Genomic DNA, 14,678 nt, shown 5'->3' on the forward strand with positions numbered 1-14,678 from the left:
CCTCGCGGGCGAAACTCCTCGTCGCGCCGACACGCAATGTGTCGAGCAGGGCTTCCGTCGACGGAGTGGCTCCTTGGCTCCTCGATGCTATGACCTTTCGTGGTGCAGTGTCACAGCGTCCACAGAGAACCCCTTCGCGTAGCACGGGCATCTAGAGGAAGGATGCAATGGCTGGCGGATCAGTGTTCGTCAAGGAAATCGTTCGAGTGCCGGGACTCGAGGAGACCGCCGAATTCGGGTACTCGCAGTGTGTGCGGGCCGGGCCGTTGGTCTTCATCGCCGGGCAGTGTGGACTGAACGAGCGGCATGAGGTCGTCTCCAGCGATTTCCTCGAGCAGGCGCGGACTGCACTCGATCGTGTACATGCCGCGGTCCGGGCGGCCGGTGGAACGCTCGGTGACATCGTCGCGATGACCGTCTTTCTCACGGACACCAGCCTTGGTCGGATCTTCACGGCGCTCCGGAGGGAGTACTTCGGCGGCGACTTCCCGGCGAGCGCCTTGATTGGCGTGCATAGTCTCATGCCTACGGGTGCGATGATCGAGATTCAGGCGATCGCCGTTCTTGGCGCGAGCGGTCAGCCAAATCCGACCGGTGGGCCGAACGATTGCGGACGACGCGGCTTCAGGCCGTAAAGCCTGCAATCGTTTCTTCCAGACATTGATCTCGAAAGAGGCCTGCGCACTGCGGTCGAGTGACAGGAGCCTCCCGACGTGCACCGGCCGACGGTGCGATGTCACCCGGCATGCGCGCCAGACAGCGCAGTTCCGCCACGCATGTGCGACCGAGGACGCCGTCCGGGCCGGGTGCTTCGCCGACAACGTCACGGAAATGTTGCGACCGTATTGGACGGCTGTGCCGGCTCTTGACTTGGCTCGGAACTCGGCGGATGCTAAGGCTCAAGCATGCATCCGTTTGCAGTGCGGTGGGAGGCGGATAGTGCAGCCGGACTGGCGGCGGCGCACCCGAGCCCTTGCCGGATACGCCGGCGGCGTCCTGCTGGGCGTTGCCGCGTGGCAGATCGTCGGGAGTCACAGCCAACCGCAGATCTTCGTTACCCTCACCGCGACCCTGCGGCACCTCGGCAGCATGATCGACGATGGTACCTTGCCGCAGGCGCTGGTGAATTCGTTCTCGGTTTACGGCGCAGGGGTGGGAATTGCGATTCTTCTGGGTGCCCTCGGCGGTCTGCTTCTCGCACGAATTCGCGTGTTGCGGGTCGCCTTCGAGCCGTACATCATGGGGCTCTACGCCACGCCGCTCATTGCGTTGATCCCGTTCATCCTCGCTCTGCTGGGGTACCGGTTCTGGCCGAAGGTCGTCGTCGTCTTTCTCTTTTGCGTTTTCCCGGTATTGCTGGCTACCCAGCGAGGCGCCCAGAGCGTAGCGGTTGAGTTGATGGAGGTTGCCAAACTTTATCGATCGAGTGAACGGGCGATTTGGTTGCACGTCGTCATTCCGTACACCCTGCCGTTCTTCATGACGGGTGTTCGCCAGGCGCTGGCCCGGGGACTTGTTGGCATGATCGCTGCCGATATCTTCCTCAGTGCGAACGGGCTCGGCGGCTTGCTCGTCTCGGCGGCCCAACAGTTCAGCACCGCCGAGATGCTCGCCGTTGTTCTCGTGATTACCGTCGCAGGCTTGATGCTGATGGCGGTCGGCCGGCTCGTGGAGAAGTACTTCGCTCGGTGGCGGGTGACCGGATGAGCAGCGGTGTGGAAACGTTGCGCAGTACTCCGGTACGCGGAGACGACGAATGGGCGGCCGCGGGTGCCGGACCGTGGTGGTGTCGTCCCGCTGTGCTTCGTATTGCTGCGGGCGTGCTCATTCTTGCGGTCTGGCAGTTTGTCGTCGGATCGTGGGCTCCCCATTACGTGGCCCGACCGATCGGGGTCGTGCGCGACCTGCCGAAGGTCTTGACCGACAACGTCTTTTATCACGACCTCGGCAGTACGCTCTTCGCGGTCATCGTCGGCCTTCTCATTGCTCTCGTTGGCGGTAGTCTTCTCGGCCTTGTGGTGGGTCGACTGAGCGACGTGCAACGCGTTCTCGGCATGTACGTCAGCGGCCTCTATGCGATGCCCATCATCGCGCTGGTCCCGCTCATCACGGTCTGGTTCGGCTACAGCGCGACCACGCGCCTCGTCGTCATCGTCATCGAAGCAGGATTGCCGATCGTCTACAGCGTCGCGGAGGGAGCGCGGGCCGTCCCGGTGATGCACATCGAGGTGAGCCGGCTCTACCGTGCGCCCTGGTGGCGGGTCTGGGGCGGAGTCGTCCTTCCGGCGGCGGTACCGTACGTGCTTGCCGGCGTCGATCTGGCCATCGGCCGAGCGCTTATCGGCGCTGTCGCCGCTGAGTTCATTGCAGCCGTCCATGGACTGGGCTATTACGTGCTCTCTCACGTCAATTCCTTCAAAGAGGATCAGGCATTCGTTGCTGTCTTAGCCTTGGCGCTCCTTGCCGTGCTCCTCCGGGCGGCGGTCAATGGGGCGACTCGGCGATGGCTCCGGTGGTACCGGCAGAGTGGCTGAGCGAGGGAACCGTGACCGCTTCACCGACGATTCGCGTTGAGGGCTTGACGAAAGCCTTCGGCACGAGGGTTGTCTTCCGCGACCTCTCCTTTACGGTGGGGGGCGACGAAATTGTCTCCATCGTCGGACCGTCCGGTTGCGGAAAGACCACCCTGCTGCGTTGCGTTGTCGGCTTGATGGCTCCAACCGATGGCGCGGTGTACATTCACGATCGGAGGGTGACCGAACCGCCGCCCGGAGTGGCGATGGTGTTCCAGAATTTTGGTCTCTTTCCATGGAAGACCGTCACGGCGAACATCGCCTATGGGCTGGTTGTTCAGGGCGTGCCGGCACGGGTCTGGCGGCCGAAAGTTGAGCACCTCATCAAGCTTGTCGGTTTAGCGGGTTTCGAGAAGGCGTATCCGTACCAACTCTCCGGCGGCATGCAGCAACGTGCCGGTCTCGCGCGTGCACTGGCCATCGACCCCACGGTCCTGGCGATGGATGAGCCGTTCGCCTCCCTTGATGCACAGACCCGTGACCTCCTGCAGCTTGAGGTGCTGCGGATCTGGGATGCACACCCGGTGGCGACACTCTTCGTCACGCACTCGATCGACGAAGCTGTGCTGATGGGGGATCGTGTCGTGATTTTGCGTGGCCGGCCGAGTCAAATCTTCGACATTGTGACTGTTGGACTACCAAGGCCCAGGACGCGGGAGGCCGTCGACACGGAGCGGTTCCGGATCGTACGCGATTACGTCTGGAACGCGGTGATGCAAACGGATTCACCGGCATCTCCCCTCAACGATGCTGCAGCGTCCGTTCACCAAGGCGTCGCTTCTTCGGCACGTATCGTCGGGCACGAGACAGGACAGGAAAGAAGATGACAACACGCGCACTCAACCAGCGGCTGGCATGGGCCAGCCTTCTCACCGCAGGAATGCTTGCCCTTGCAGCGTGCAGCAGTTCCAAGCCGGCGTCGACGTCCGCGGCATCCTCGACGGCTGCACCGAGTAGTGCAGCGTCCAGCTCGGCGAGCTCTCCGGCAAGTTCAGCGAGCGGGTCGGCCGGCGCCTCGGCACCCACGGCGCCGCACGGCACCGCCCCGGTGAGCCCCCCTCCGGCAGGACCGCTGCCTAAGCTGACCATCGGAAGTCCAGGCGTGCCGCCGGTCGTCTCCGGTCTGCTTCCCTACATCGCCGACAAGAAGGGCTTTTACAAGGCGTTCGGCGTCGACGTGACGGTGAAGAGCTTCACGACTGGTACCGATGCCACGCGAGCCATGTCCACCGGACAGATTGACATAGCCATCGCGCCTCCCGCTCAGGTGGTGGCATTGGTCGCGAAAGGCATCCCTATCGTCGCGATCCAAGGACAAGAGAATCCTGACTGGGTTGTCGTCTCTACCGATCCGGCCATCAACTCGTGTCAGAAACTCAAGGGTCAGGGCGTCGGTGTCGACGCGATCGGCGGCATCCGGTACACCGCACTTGCCGTGATGCTCAAGACCTGCGGTCTTACCATTAAGGACGTTCATCCGCTGGCCTTCCCAGGTGACGCCAACCCGCAAGCAGTCATCGCCGGTCAACTGAAGGTGTCCGTGCTGCACCTCAATGAGGTGGTAGCGGTTCAGCAGCAACTCGGCAAGCCGCTGACCACCGTGATGGTGCAAGCGCAGGTTGTGCCGAACTCCATGTATGAGATGTTCGCCACCTTGAAGAGCAAGCTCGACCAGAACAGGGACGCTTTCGTCCGGTTCGTTGCTGCGCAGATCGCTACCTTGAATTGGATGTTTGATCCCGCCAATGCCGACGAGGTGGCTCAGCTGGCGACCGTGGTTGGCGACAGCGCCCAGGTGATGAAGCAGGCGATGGCCGAGTACAAGCAGATGGATTTCTGGAGCCTTGACAGCGCCGGACTGCCGCAGACGAATGTTGAGAATGTCATCAAATCTCAAGTCGCGGCAGGCAATGTGCCGGCGGACAAGGCCCCGACTTACAGCCAGATCGTCGACCTCTCGGTGTACCAGGACGCGCAGAAGCTCGTCCAGCCGTAGCCGTGAGGCGGCATGCCGGGTGAACCGGTTGGCCGAGCGGATGACGTTCAGGCAAGCGCTTCGATAACGAGCCGAAGCGGTGCGGAGTGCGCATGAACCGTGCGTACGGCCGGTGCGGCGTCGATGCGGCGGTTTCCTGGCCCACGAAACGACCGGCGGGCCAGGAAACCGTCCACCGGCCCCCTCGCCGTGACTGCTTCCGTCCGCCGCAGTCTGTTTGGTCCACTGAACGTGGGTGTCCGGCGCTGCGGCGGTGTCGTTACCCGAACGGTGGAGATCAATGGAAACCAAGGGAAAGTCCGGCGGTGGTCGGGACGAGTTGATGCGCACGGCAAACCTGGCTGCGGTGCTTCGAATCGAGCGTTGCGCCGGACGTCCTGCGCGCATCGGACAGACGCTGGGCGCGCTGATCGCCCTGAGGCCGGCGGAAGGTGGAGGACCATGGTGGATGAGCGCGTAAGAATCGCGATTGAGAATTGGGGCCCCCGCTTCACGACGAACGGGGTGACGTACAGCGACTTCCACGAGGTGCTCAGTCGCATCACCACGTGGGAGGAGTGGTGCTCGGCGTGGTGCACCGCCGCGGAGCCGTACGTGGAACTGGGCAGAGCGGCGCTTGACGAGGGGCGTACGTTGTCCGCAGGAGATCACTTCTCGCAAGCAGCCGTGTATTATCACTTTGCGAAGTTTCTCTTCGTCGATGACATGGAACAAATGCGCGCTGCGCACCAGAAGGCCGTGGAGTGTCTCACCACCGCCCTGCCCTATCTCGATCCGCCGGGTCGGCGCATCACCGTTCCGTTTGAAGGCGCGCGGATGGTCGGCATCCTGCGCCTGCCGCGCGGCGAGCCGCCTTTCCCCGCGGTCATGCTCATTCCGGGGCTTGACTCAACCAAGGAGGAGTTCCGTTCCACCGAGCAACTCTTCCTGCAGCGTGGATTGGCGACATTCTCTGTCGACGGACCCGGCCAAGGCGAGGCCGAGTACGACTTACCGATCCGGCCGGACTGGGAGGTTCCAGGCGCGGCGTTGCTCGATGCCCTGGCTTCTCAACCTGAGATTGATCCAGCCCGGCTGGGGATCTGGGGCGTTAGTCTCGGAGGTTATTACGCTCCGCGGCTGGCTAGCGGTGATCAACGTGTCAAGGCGTGTATCGCCCTTGCCGGACCCTGGAACTTTGGTGCGTGTTGGGACGGACTCAACGAGTTGACCCGGGCGGCGTTCCGGGTCCGATCGCGGAGTCGTTCCGACGAGGAGGCACGCGCAAAAGCCGCCCAACTGACGCTCGACGGCCGCGCGGAAAGGATTCGCTGCCCCTTACTCGTCGTTGCCGGAAAGCGGGATCGACTGATTCCTTGGCAGGATGCGGTCAGACTCGCCGAGGCGGCAGGGTCGCAGGCGGAATTGCTCCTGCTGGAGAACGGAAATCACGGCGGCATGAACGTTGCTGCGCAGCATCGGCAGCGATCGGCGGATTGGATGGCCCGCATTCTCGGCGGGCGAGTGGCCGGATGACATGAACCGTCTGCGCGACTCAGCGGTGCGGTTCCCTCACAGTGTGCGATGGGATAAGGAGGTTGTCAAACATGGCGCCGAAACAGCGCATCAGCTACGTTCCCTTTGATGCGATGGACGAGGCGATGCAGGCGGAAATTCTCCGTTGTGCGCGCGAGGGCACGCCGCGGCCGGAGAGCTCCGCGGTCCGCGCCCACGCTCCGAACGCCTTCTGGGCGTTCGCCAATTCGTGGAAAGCCTTGTTTCACGAGGGAATCTGCGACCACGCGATCAAGGATCTGTGCCGGATCTACATTTCCCGGACGGTCAAGTGTGAGTACTGCGGTAATCAGCGGTCAACAAAGGCGATGGCGAAGGGCCTGTCGGAGGCTCAGTATGACGAGTTGTTGAACTTCGAGTCATCCGACAAATACGACGATCGTCAGAAAGCCGCACTTGCGTATGCCGAGGCGATCGCGTGGGGGACAGACAGCGACGAGCTGTGGGATCGTCTTCACCGCCATTTCTCCGAGGTCGAATTGGTCGAGCTCGGCTGCTTCATCGCGTTGACGTTCGGTCAGCAGAGCTGGATTCGGCTGCTGAACATCGAGCACCATGAGTATCTTCCGGGAACGTCGGCCGGCATGGCGCCCGGCTTCGAGACGCGCGACGCCCTGGAGAAGACGAAAGCGTCCTCCGACTACTGGGCGGTGAAGGTGGCAGGCGGACCACGCTCCTCCACCGCGTGAGCGGCGAGGCGCCTGCGCGGGCCCTAGAGCTCGGTCAGAATCGGAGAGTGGGGTCGGCTCGGGGATACGCTGTCGGGCCGGTCCTGCGTGGCGGGAGCACGAAGCGTCGTCTCACCGCTTTGCCTGGCGCCCCCCGGCCGACGAGAAGAGGCCGGCGGAGCAGTCGAGCCCCGGACGACAAGCTCCAACGGGAGAAGGATCGATTTCGCGGGCGTATCGGGCTTGTGAAGGCGTTCGAGGAGCATGTGGGCCGCCTCGGACCCGACCCGATAATGCGGAATGCGCACCGTGGTAAGGGCGGGCTGAAGCTTGTCAACGATGGGCATGTCGTTGAAGCCGACGATGCTGAGCTCGTCAGGGCAGTGAATGCCGCGCTCGCGCATGAGGTCGTAACACCCGAGCGCCAGGAGGTCGTTGCCGGCCAGGACGGCGGTGAATTCCACGCCGCGATCAAGGAGTTCGGCAAGGCCGCGGGCGCCCTCCGCTTCGGTCCACGCGCTGCAGTGGGCAACGAGGTCGTCATCGTGCGGCAAGCCAAGGTCCTGCAGCGCTTGCCGGTAGGCGCGCAGCCGGAATTGACCAGTCGACGTGTGCTGCGGGCCGGCGAGATGTGCGATGCGGCGATGACCGAGCGTCACCAGGTGATGCACCGCGAGGTACACGCCGCCCGCGTCATCTCCGGTCACTGACGGGAAGCCGGGGGTGTTCATTCGCCGGTTGATGAGGACCAGCGGCACCCGCTGCTCCCCCAGCCGCTGGAGAAGCGGGTCCTCCAAGAGTGCGGTCGCCAGAATGAGTCCGTCGACCTGGCGGGCGCGCAGCGACGCGATGTGAGCGGCCTCGCGTTCCTTGTCGTTGTCTGTGTTGACAAGCAAGAGGCTGTACCCGAGAGGGCTCAGCACGTCGTCGATGCCGCGCACAATCGGTGGAAACAGGAGGTTCGTCAGGTCAGGGATGACAACGCCGATCGAATTCGTGCGGTTCGTTTTCAGACTTCTCGCGATCGGGTTGGCGACGTAGCCGAGCTGCGCGGCCGCTTCGAGGACCCGTTGCGCCGTCTCCGCGCTCACCATCGAGCGGGTGGCGGGATTGAGCGCCCGCGATGCGGTGGCGGCATGGACGCCGGCCAATCGCGCGACATCGCGGAGGCGGGGCACGGTCATGAGTCTCATTATCCGGGTGAACAACCGATTGTCCATGGAAAGCAGCGGCGGGAGCGGCTCGCGCAGTGGCGCGGAAGGAGTGCACCGTCTCGCGCCGTCCGCTGCTCAGCTGGTCGGGTTTGGGGGAAATTCTCGATCCGTGACCGCTGCGAGCACGGTGGCAGACTCGGTCTCGGCGCCCATGGAGGCGCCTGAACCGTACTGGAGGCGCAGACGGAGGACGGTAGCCCACGCATCAGTGTCGATGCGGCCGTCCGGAATGAGTCCCTCGCGGTCGTTGACCAGTGTCCGATAGAAGAGATTGGCCGCTGTCGGGGAGAGTCCCATCTCGGCAGTGATCAAATCTATCGTCTCGGAGCGATACCGAGGGTCGGTGGTCCGTCGCAGCGCTTCCGTCCACGCCGCCGCCAACTGACGGGCGAGCCCGCGATGAGCGTCGAGCCAGCTCGTCGTCGTCGCCAACACGCTTCCCAGGTAGGGCTCAAAACGGTCGACGACTCGCATCAGTCGGTTGCAGCCGGCTTCTTCGGCGAGGATGTCCTGACCGGCGTTGAGCATCGTCGCGTCGCACTCACCTGCGAGCAGGGCGGATCGTCGACGGGGGGTGGCGCCGAGCTCGACGACGTCGAATTCGTCCCGCCGGATGCCCGCCGTGGCAAGGAGACCAAACATCGCCAGCGCGAAGCCGGAATGCGTGACGTCGACGGCCACGCGCCGCCCGATGAGCTGGCTCGGGTCTCGAATCTCAGGTCGGGCAAGGAGCGAGAGCCCTAAACCGCGATCGATACCGAGCAGGATGCGGAGATCGAGCGGCTGTCCCAGCCGAGCGGCGAACCGGTAGGCGAGGACATTGTCCGGGCTCGTCACCACCACGTCGTACTCCCCGGCGGCGAGTGCGGCGAACTGCGCCAAGGACGAGGCGACGCGCTCGGCGTGCAGCAGGATGCCGTCGGCGGCGAGCGCCGTGATGACGCGGGGGAGCACCGGAGAGGGACTGAAGTAGCCGAGGCGCACCTCTGACATCGTGACTCCTCATACAAACGGTTGCGTCGATGATAGGGGCAGCAGCTAGGCTGAGCCATGCAACCGGGGCGTGGAGGTGACTGGACGGTGATCGACGGTCCGGACGGCGGATATCGCCCTTCCGAGCGGGGTTTACGGCTGACCGGACACCATGATCTCGGCGGTCGGGGCGATGGGATGCAGGTGATGCGCTGGGGATCGGCGGTGTACGTCGGACACGTCGGCACCAGCCGCGCCGGCACGTCCGTCCTTGACGCCTCGGATCCGGAACGACTTCGACTCGTCGAGCAGTGGCCGGCCCCCAACCGTTCGCATACACACAAGGTTCAGGTCGCGGACGACGTGCTCCTCGTCAATCACGAGAAGTTCCCCTACCGCGTACCGGCCGACGGACCGGTCTCCGCGGGCGTAGCCATTTACGACGTCAGCCGCCCTCTGGAGCCCCGGCGGATCGCCTTCTGGGAGTGCGGCGGCATCGGGGTGCACAGGATCGTCTGGACCGGGGGACGGTATGCGCACATGTCAGCGACGCCGGCGGGTTTCCGGGACCGCATCTGGATCGTGCTCGACCTCGCTGATCCATTCCATCCGGTGGAGGCCGCGCGATGGTGGTGGCCCGGTCAACGGGACGACGAGGTGCCCGACTGGCCGGCGGAGCTGCGTTACGCCGCGCACCATGCGTTGATCGCCGACGGACGGGCGTTCGTTGGCTATGGCGATGCGGGCATGGTGATCCTGGATGTCGCCGATATCACCCGGCCACGGTTGCTTCACCGTGTTTCCTGGCCGGACGGCGGCGATACCCACACCTGCCTGCCGCTGCCGGGGCGCCGTCTCATTGCTGTGACGGACGAGCAGGTCCGGGACGGTCCCGGCGCGCCGCCACGGAAGATTCGGCTGTTCACGATGGACGATCCACCCCGGCTGGTGAGCGTGCTGCCGGCACCGGACGACGAGTTCGCGAGCCTGCCGCTGCGCTACGGTGCACATAATCTTCACGAGAACCGGCCGCGTTCCTACCAGAGCGAGGACATCCTCTTCGCGACGTATTTCAGCGCCGGGCTCCGTGTTTATGACATCAGCGATCCCGGGCAGCCGGTGGAAATCGCCCATTGGTGTCCGCCGGTGCCGCCGGGTCAGGCGGTGCCGCAGATCAACGATGTATTCGTCGACCATGAGGGGCTCATCTGGGTGACGGATCGGCTGAACGGCGGCCTCTACGTGCTCGAGCCGGAACCGGAACTGCGGCGGCGGATGCTCCATCACGCGCCACCCACCCGGTCCGGCGGCCCGAGAGGATGGTGATTCCGGTGAAGGCGCCGCGCATTTCGCTCGTGGATCCCGCATCGGCGGAAGGAGAGGTCGCGGAGATCTTCGCGCGTCAAGTAGCTCAATTCGGCACCGTGAGCAACTTCTACCGGACGCTGGCGCATGCCCCGGCCGCCATCGCATGCTGGACGACGATGAATGCCGGGCTTCGCCTCCGCTACGTGACGGACGACCTGAGTTTCCTCCAAGTCGAACAGATGGCCATCATCAAGACGTCACAGCTCAACGGCTGTGACTATTGCCTCGGTCACAATCTCGAGCTGGGCCGCGACGCGGGACTTAAGCCGCGCCAAATCGCCGCCGTACTCGGTACCGTGCCGGACGACGACGTGCTGACCCCCGCGCAGCGGTGTGCGGTCCGGTGGGCGGAAGCGGTCACATTGCTCACCGCCGAAGACGACGACGAGCTTTTCACGGAACTGCGCCGGCACTTTTCCGAGCGCCAAATCGTCGAACTCACCTTCCTCATCGGCATGTGGAACTGCTCGAATCGGGTCAACCGTGCACTGCGGGTCGAGCTCGAGGCGCCGGAATGCCGACTCCACTTCGTCCGGCCAGCCGGCTCTCCGACCCGTACCGAAAGGGGGCGAGAGGGGTGACCGAGCACGTCACATTCGTCGTCAACGGCGTGGAACGGACGGTGACAGGCTCTCCGGATGTCCCGCTGTTGTACGTGCTGCGGAATGATCTCGGTCTCATGGCAGCGAAATTTGGCTGTGGCATGGGACTCTGCGGCACATGCACGGTTCTCCTCGACGGCCGTCCGGTGCATTCCTGCGACACGCCGCTGTGGGCGGCGGCCGGCAAGACCGTCGCCACGTTGGAGGGCATCCTGGATGAACCGGTGGGCGCCGCCTTGGAACGAGGATTTCTTGACCACCAGGCATTGCAGTGCGGATATTGCACGGCCGGGATGATGGTCACTGCGGCTGCATTGCTGCGGGAGAAGCCCAATGCCGACGAGGACGCTGTTCGGGCGGCGCTCAGTCGCAATCTCTGCCGCTGCGGGGCACACCAGCGTATTGTCGCCGCAATTCGCAGCGCTGCGCAGCAACTCGCGAACAGTGCTTCCGCCGGCAACCCAGCGGAGGACGGCCAATGAGCGGTTCGACGTACGCGGCATGGTTCGACCGGCCGAAGCCGAGCCTGGAGAGAAATCCGAAGCTCCTGAGGTGGCTGGATTTCGGCACCGAAGGCCGCATCACCGTCAAGACGGGGAAAGTTGAGCTGGGACAGGGGATTCTCACTGCGCTCGCCCAGATCGCGGCTGAGGAGCTCGACGTCGACATCCGTCGCATCGTCGTGGAGCCCAGCCGGACCGGAGTGAGTCCCGAAGAGGGATACACGGCCGGGAGTCTCTCCGTCCAGCACTCTGGTGATGCCATCCGCCAGGCCTGTGCGCATGCACGGGCGCTGTTCCTGCAACTGGCCGCTCGAGAGCTTGGTGTTGCTGCGGAGGCGCTGCGCGTCGACGACGGTGCCGTCGTGACGACCGATGGCCGCCGTACCGACTACTGGCGGCTCGCACGCTACCTCAACGAGGACATTGACGTCGATCCGACGGTCGCGCCGAAGAAGCCTGACGAGTACGTCATCGTCGGGCGTTCGCATGCCCGAGTGGACATTCCGGCCAAGGTGCGTGGAATTCCGCGGTTCATCCACGACATCCGCTTGCCGGGCCAGCTGTTCGGGCGGGTCGTTCATCCGCCGGCACGGGTTGCCACCCTGGTCGCGGTCGACGAAGCAGCCGTGACGGCGCTGCCAGGCGTTGTCCGCGTGGTACGCGAGAACAATTACCTGGGCGTCGTGGCTGAGCGTGAAGACATCGCCGTCCGTGCCGCCAAACTGCTCAACGAGAAGGCGCGCTGGAACGTCGAGCCCAGCCTGCCGGATGAGTCCCGGCTCGTCGATTACCTCACGTCGGCTCCTTCGGAGGAGAAGGTCTTGTACGAGAGCGGCGAGCCGGGCTCAATTTCCCGGTACCTGCGCCGGCGCTTCTCCCGCGGGTACATCGCCCACGCCTCGCTCGCGCCGTCGTGCGGTATCGCCCGGTGGGACGGCGACCGCTTGACCGTCTGGACGCACTCGCAGGGAATTTACGCGCTGCGTCAGGACCTTGCCCGGGCTTTTGGCCTGGACGAAAGGAATATCGAGGTTATTCACGCCGAGGGTGCTGGTGCGTACGGTCACAATCCGGCTGACGACGCGGCCTACGATGCAGCATGGCTGGCAGCTGCGGTTCCGGGACGGCCGGTTCACGTCATGTGGTCTCGTGAGGATGAGTTGTCCTGGGATCCGTTCGGCGCGGCGATGGTGGTCGACGTGACGGTGGGGCTCGACCCTGCGGGCGCCATCGCCCACTGGGAACAGCATGTGTGGAGCAACGGGTTCTCCAGCCGCCCCGGGATGTTGCCCGAACCCGCGTTCTTCGGCGCCTGGTACAAGGGTCGCACGACGTCCCCGATGGTCTCCGTGGATCCGCCGTTGAGCAACGGCGCGGGCTCGGGACGGAATGCGGTACCCGGATATGCCGTGCCCTCGATTCGGGTGGTGACGCACCGATTGCTTGAAATGCCGCTGCGGACGTCCTCGCTGCGTTCGCTCGGTGCTCACCTCAACGTGTACGCGATCGAGTCGGTCATTGACGAGGTCGCGCGGGAATCCGGACGCGATCCGGTCGAGTTTCGGCTCTCGATGCTCTCCGATCCACGCGCGCGACGCGTCGTGGAGACCGTCGCCGAGCGGGCCGGATGGGGGAGCGCGTTGCCCTCCGGCGGCGCCTGGGGGCGGGGCCTCGGATTTGCGCGGTACAAGAATATGGGTGCCTACTGCGCAGTTGTTGCCGACGTGGAGGCGGAGACTGACATTCGGGTGCGTCGGCTTACGATCGCTGTTGATGTCGGCCTGGTCGTCAATCCTGACGGCGTGCGCAACCAGATTGAGGGCGGCGCAATTCAGTCGGTGAGCTGGACAACGCTCGAGCAGGTGCATTTTGACCGCTATCGCGTCGTGACCAGTACCTGGGAGGATTACCCGATTCTCGACTTTTCCCGGGTGCCGGACGTCGACGTGGTTCTCATCGATAATCCTGAGGCGCCGCCGGTCGGTTCCGGCGAAGCGGCAACAGGACCCACCGCAGCGGCCATCGGCAACGCGGTCGCCGATGCGCTGGGTGTTCCGGTTCGAGCCCTGCCCCTGGTTCCCGAGAACGTCGTGGCGGCATTGACGACCACGTCCTGAACATCGCCCCGGCTCGGCGCTTCGTCGGGCGACGGCCCGCGAACCTCGCGATTCCAAGGCCGCTCCGACTCGTGGCGCTCGATGGCGGCGCGAGCGTTGACAGTCGAGCCCCACGCTCGCTAAGGTGATTAACAAACGATTGCACGATGCAAGAGAGGAAGCCCCGTGGTGGACACCCCGCAACCGCTGCGCGTCGGCTGGATCGGAACCGGGCGAATGGGCTTCGCGATGGCTCGTCGCCTGGCTCGAAGCGGTATCAATCTCACCGTCTGGAATCGCACCCGGTCCAAAGCCGAACCGCTCGCCGGTGACGGTGCGCGGGTGGTCGAGCGGATCGCCGATCTCGGCGGCTGTGACGTGGTATTCACGATGGTGGCCTCGTCGCCCGACCTGGAGGAGGTTCTCGCCGGCCCCGAGGGACTGCTCCGGAAGGCCGAGCCCAAGCCGCAGATCGTCGTCGATTGTTCGACCGTCTCGGTTGAGACCTCAGCGGCGATGCGCACCACGGCTGCCAAGGAAGGCGTGCAATTTCTCGCGGCACCGGTTAGTGGTAACGATCGAGTGGTGGCAGCCGGAAAGCTCAGCATCGTCGCATCCGGTCCGCGTGAGACGTTCGACCGGGTCGAACCCCTGCTGCGCACCATCGGCAGCGCGGCCATCTACGCGGGCGACGGCGAGATAGCCCGGTTGGTGAAAATTTGTCACAACCTTCTCTTGGCGGCGGTGATCCAATCGGTTGCGGAGACTGCTGTTCTGGCGGAACGGGCCGGCGTACCACGTGCGACGTACCTGGAATTCATCAACGCGAGCGTCATGGGCTCGATGTTCACCCGATACAAGACGCCGAGTCTCGTGTATCTTGACTGGACTCCCACGTTCACTCTCGAACTGCTCCGCAAAGATCTCGATCTCGGTCTCGCTGCGGCTCGAGCACTGGACGTGCCAATGCCCGTTGCTGCAGTCACGCATGAAGTCGTGCAAGCCGCCCTTGGGCGCGGTCATCGCGGAGTGGATTTCGCCGTCCTCCTGCTCGAAGCAGCACGGAACGCCGGTTTCGAACCCGCTCCGGAGACTGCGCAGGTGGACGACGGACTCGGCGGCAATTCCTGAA

General features: G+C 64.5%; 14 protein-coding genes. 12 read left to right on the forward strand and 2 right to left on the reverse strand.

Annotated elements, in window-relative coordinates:
- Positions 1–167: 167 nt before the first annotated feature.
- The 7 genes from ACEL_RS04580 (at position 168) to ACEL_RS04610 (ending at position 6,812) form a co-directional block, all read left to right on the forward strand.
- Positions 168–635 carry a RidA family protein gene (locus ACEL_RS04580; protein ID WP_011719721.1) on the forward strand — a complete coding sequence of 156 codons (468 nt, stop codon included), beginning with the start codon at positions 168–170 and terminating at the stop codon, positions 633–635.
- Positions 636–939: 304 nt separating this feature from the next.
- Positions 940–1,707 carry an ABC transporter permease gene (locus ACEL_RS04585; RefSeq protein ID WP_011719722.1) on the forward strand — a complete coding sequence of 256 codons (768 nt, stop codon included), beginning with the start codon at positions 940–942 and terminating at the stop codon, positions 1,705–1,707.
- On the forward strand, positions 1,704–2,534 hold the full coding sequence (locus ACEL_RS11420) for an ABC transporter permease (protein ID WP_011719723.1): 831 nt from the start codon (positions 1,704–1,706) through the stop codon (positions 2,532–2,534). The genes ACEL_RS04585 and ACEL_RS11420 overlap by 4 nt, the downstream gene beginning before the upstream one ends.
- A gap of 11 nt (positions 2,535–2,545) precedes the next feature.
- On the forward strand, positions 2,546–3,400 hold the full coding sequence (locus ACEL_RS04595; RefSeq protein ID WP_011719724.1) for an ABC transporter ATP-binding protein: 855 nt from the start codon (positions 2,546–2,548) through the stop codon (positions 3,398–3,400).
- Positions 3,401–3,675: 275 nt separating this feature from the next.
- Positions 3,676–4,569 (forward strand): ABC transporter substrate-binding protein, encoded by an 894-nt coding sequence (locus ACEL_RS04600; RefSeq protein ID WP_041834956.1) that lies wholly within the window; start codon positions 3,676–3,678, stop codon positions 4,567–4,569.
- Positions 4,570–5,010: 441 nt separating this feature from the next.
- Positions 5,011–6,084 carry an alpha/beta hydrolase family protein gene (locus ACEL_RS04605; RefSeq protein WP_011719726.1) on the forward strand — a complete coding sequence of 358 codons (1,074 nt, stop codon included), beginning with the start codon at positions 5,011–5,013 and terminating at the stop codon, positions 6,082–6,084.
- A gap of 71 nt (positions 6,085–6,155) precedes the next feature.
- Positions 6,156–6,812 (forward strand): carboxymuconolactone decarboxylase family protein, encoded by a 657-nt coding sequence (locus tag ACEL_RS04610; RefSeq protein ID WP_011719727.1) that lies wholly within the window; start codon positions 6,156–6,158, stop codon positions 6,810–6,812.
- A gap of 23 nt (positions 6,813–6,835) precedes the next feature.
- Here ACEL_RS04610 and ACEL_RS04615 read toward each other — a convergent pair whose 3' ends face one another.
- Together ACEL_RS04615 and ACEL_RS04620 are read right to left on the reverse strand one after the other, a co-directional pair.
- Positions 6,836–7,975 carry a LacI family DNA-binding transcriptional regulator gene (locus tag ACEL_RS04615; protein WP_148204535.1) on the reverse strand — a complete coding sequence of 380 codons (1,140 nt, stop codon included), beginning with the start codon at positions 7,973–7,975 and terminating at the stop codon, positions 6,836–6,838.
- A 105-nt stretch (positions 7,976–8,080) separates the two neighbouring features.
- A complete protein-coding gene (locus tag ACEL_RS04620) occupies positions 8,081–8,998 on the reverse strand; it encodes an ABC transporter substrate-binding protein (protein ID WP_011719729.1) in 918 nt (305 codons plus the stop codon).
- Between the two features lie 87 nt (positions 8,999–9,085).
- Between ACEL_RS04620 and ACEL_RS04625 the strand changes: the two genes are divergently transcribed.
- From ACEL_RS04625 to ACEL_RS04645, 5 genes are all read left to right on the forward strand, one after another.
- Complete coding sequence (locus tag ACEL_RS04625) at positions 9,086–10,303, forward strand: LVIVD repeat-containing protein (RefSeq protein WP_011719730.1); 1,218 nt, start codon at positions 9,086–9,088, stop codon at positions 10,301–10,303.
- Between the two features lie 5 nt (positions 10,304–10,308).
- Complete coding sequence (locus ACEL_RS11425; RefSeq protein ID WP_011719731.1) at positions 10,309–10,926, forward strand: carboxymuconolactone decarboxylase family protein; 618 nt, start codon at positions 10,309–10,311, stop codon at positions 10,924–10,926.
- Positions 10,923–11,429, forward strand: coding sequence for a (2Fe-2S)-binding protein (locus ACEL_RS04635; protein WP_011719732.1), 507 nt, complete (start codon positions 10,923–10,925; stop codon positions 11,427–11,429). The genes ACEL_RS11425 and ACEL_RS04635 overlap by 4 nt, the downstream gene beginning before the upstream one ends.
- Complete coding sequence (locus tag ACEL_RS04640; RefSeq protein WP_011719733.1) at positions 11,426–13,567, forward strand: xanthine dehydrogenase family protein molybdopterin-binding subunit; 2,142 nt, start codon at positions 11,426–11,428, stop codon at positions 13,565–13,567. Before ACEL_RS04635 ends, ACEL_RS04640 begins: the two co-directional genes overlap by 4 nt.
- A 165-nt stretch (positions 13,568–13,732) precedes the next feature.
- On the forward strand, positions 13,733–14,677 hold the full coding sequence (locus tag ACEL_RS04645; RefSeq protein ID WP_011719734.1) for an NAD(P)-dependent oxidoreductase: 945 nt from the start codon (positions 13,733–13,735) through the stop codon (positions 14,675–14,677).
- Position 14,678: the final 1 nt, after the last annotated feature.

Origin of the sequence: Acidothermus cellulolyticus 11B (assembly GCF_000015025.1) — a bacterium.
Classification (GTDB): Bacteria; Actinomycetota; Actinomycetes; order Acidothermales; family Acidothermaceae; genus Acidothermus; species Acidothermus cellulolyticus.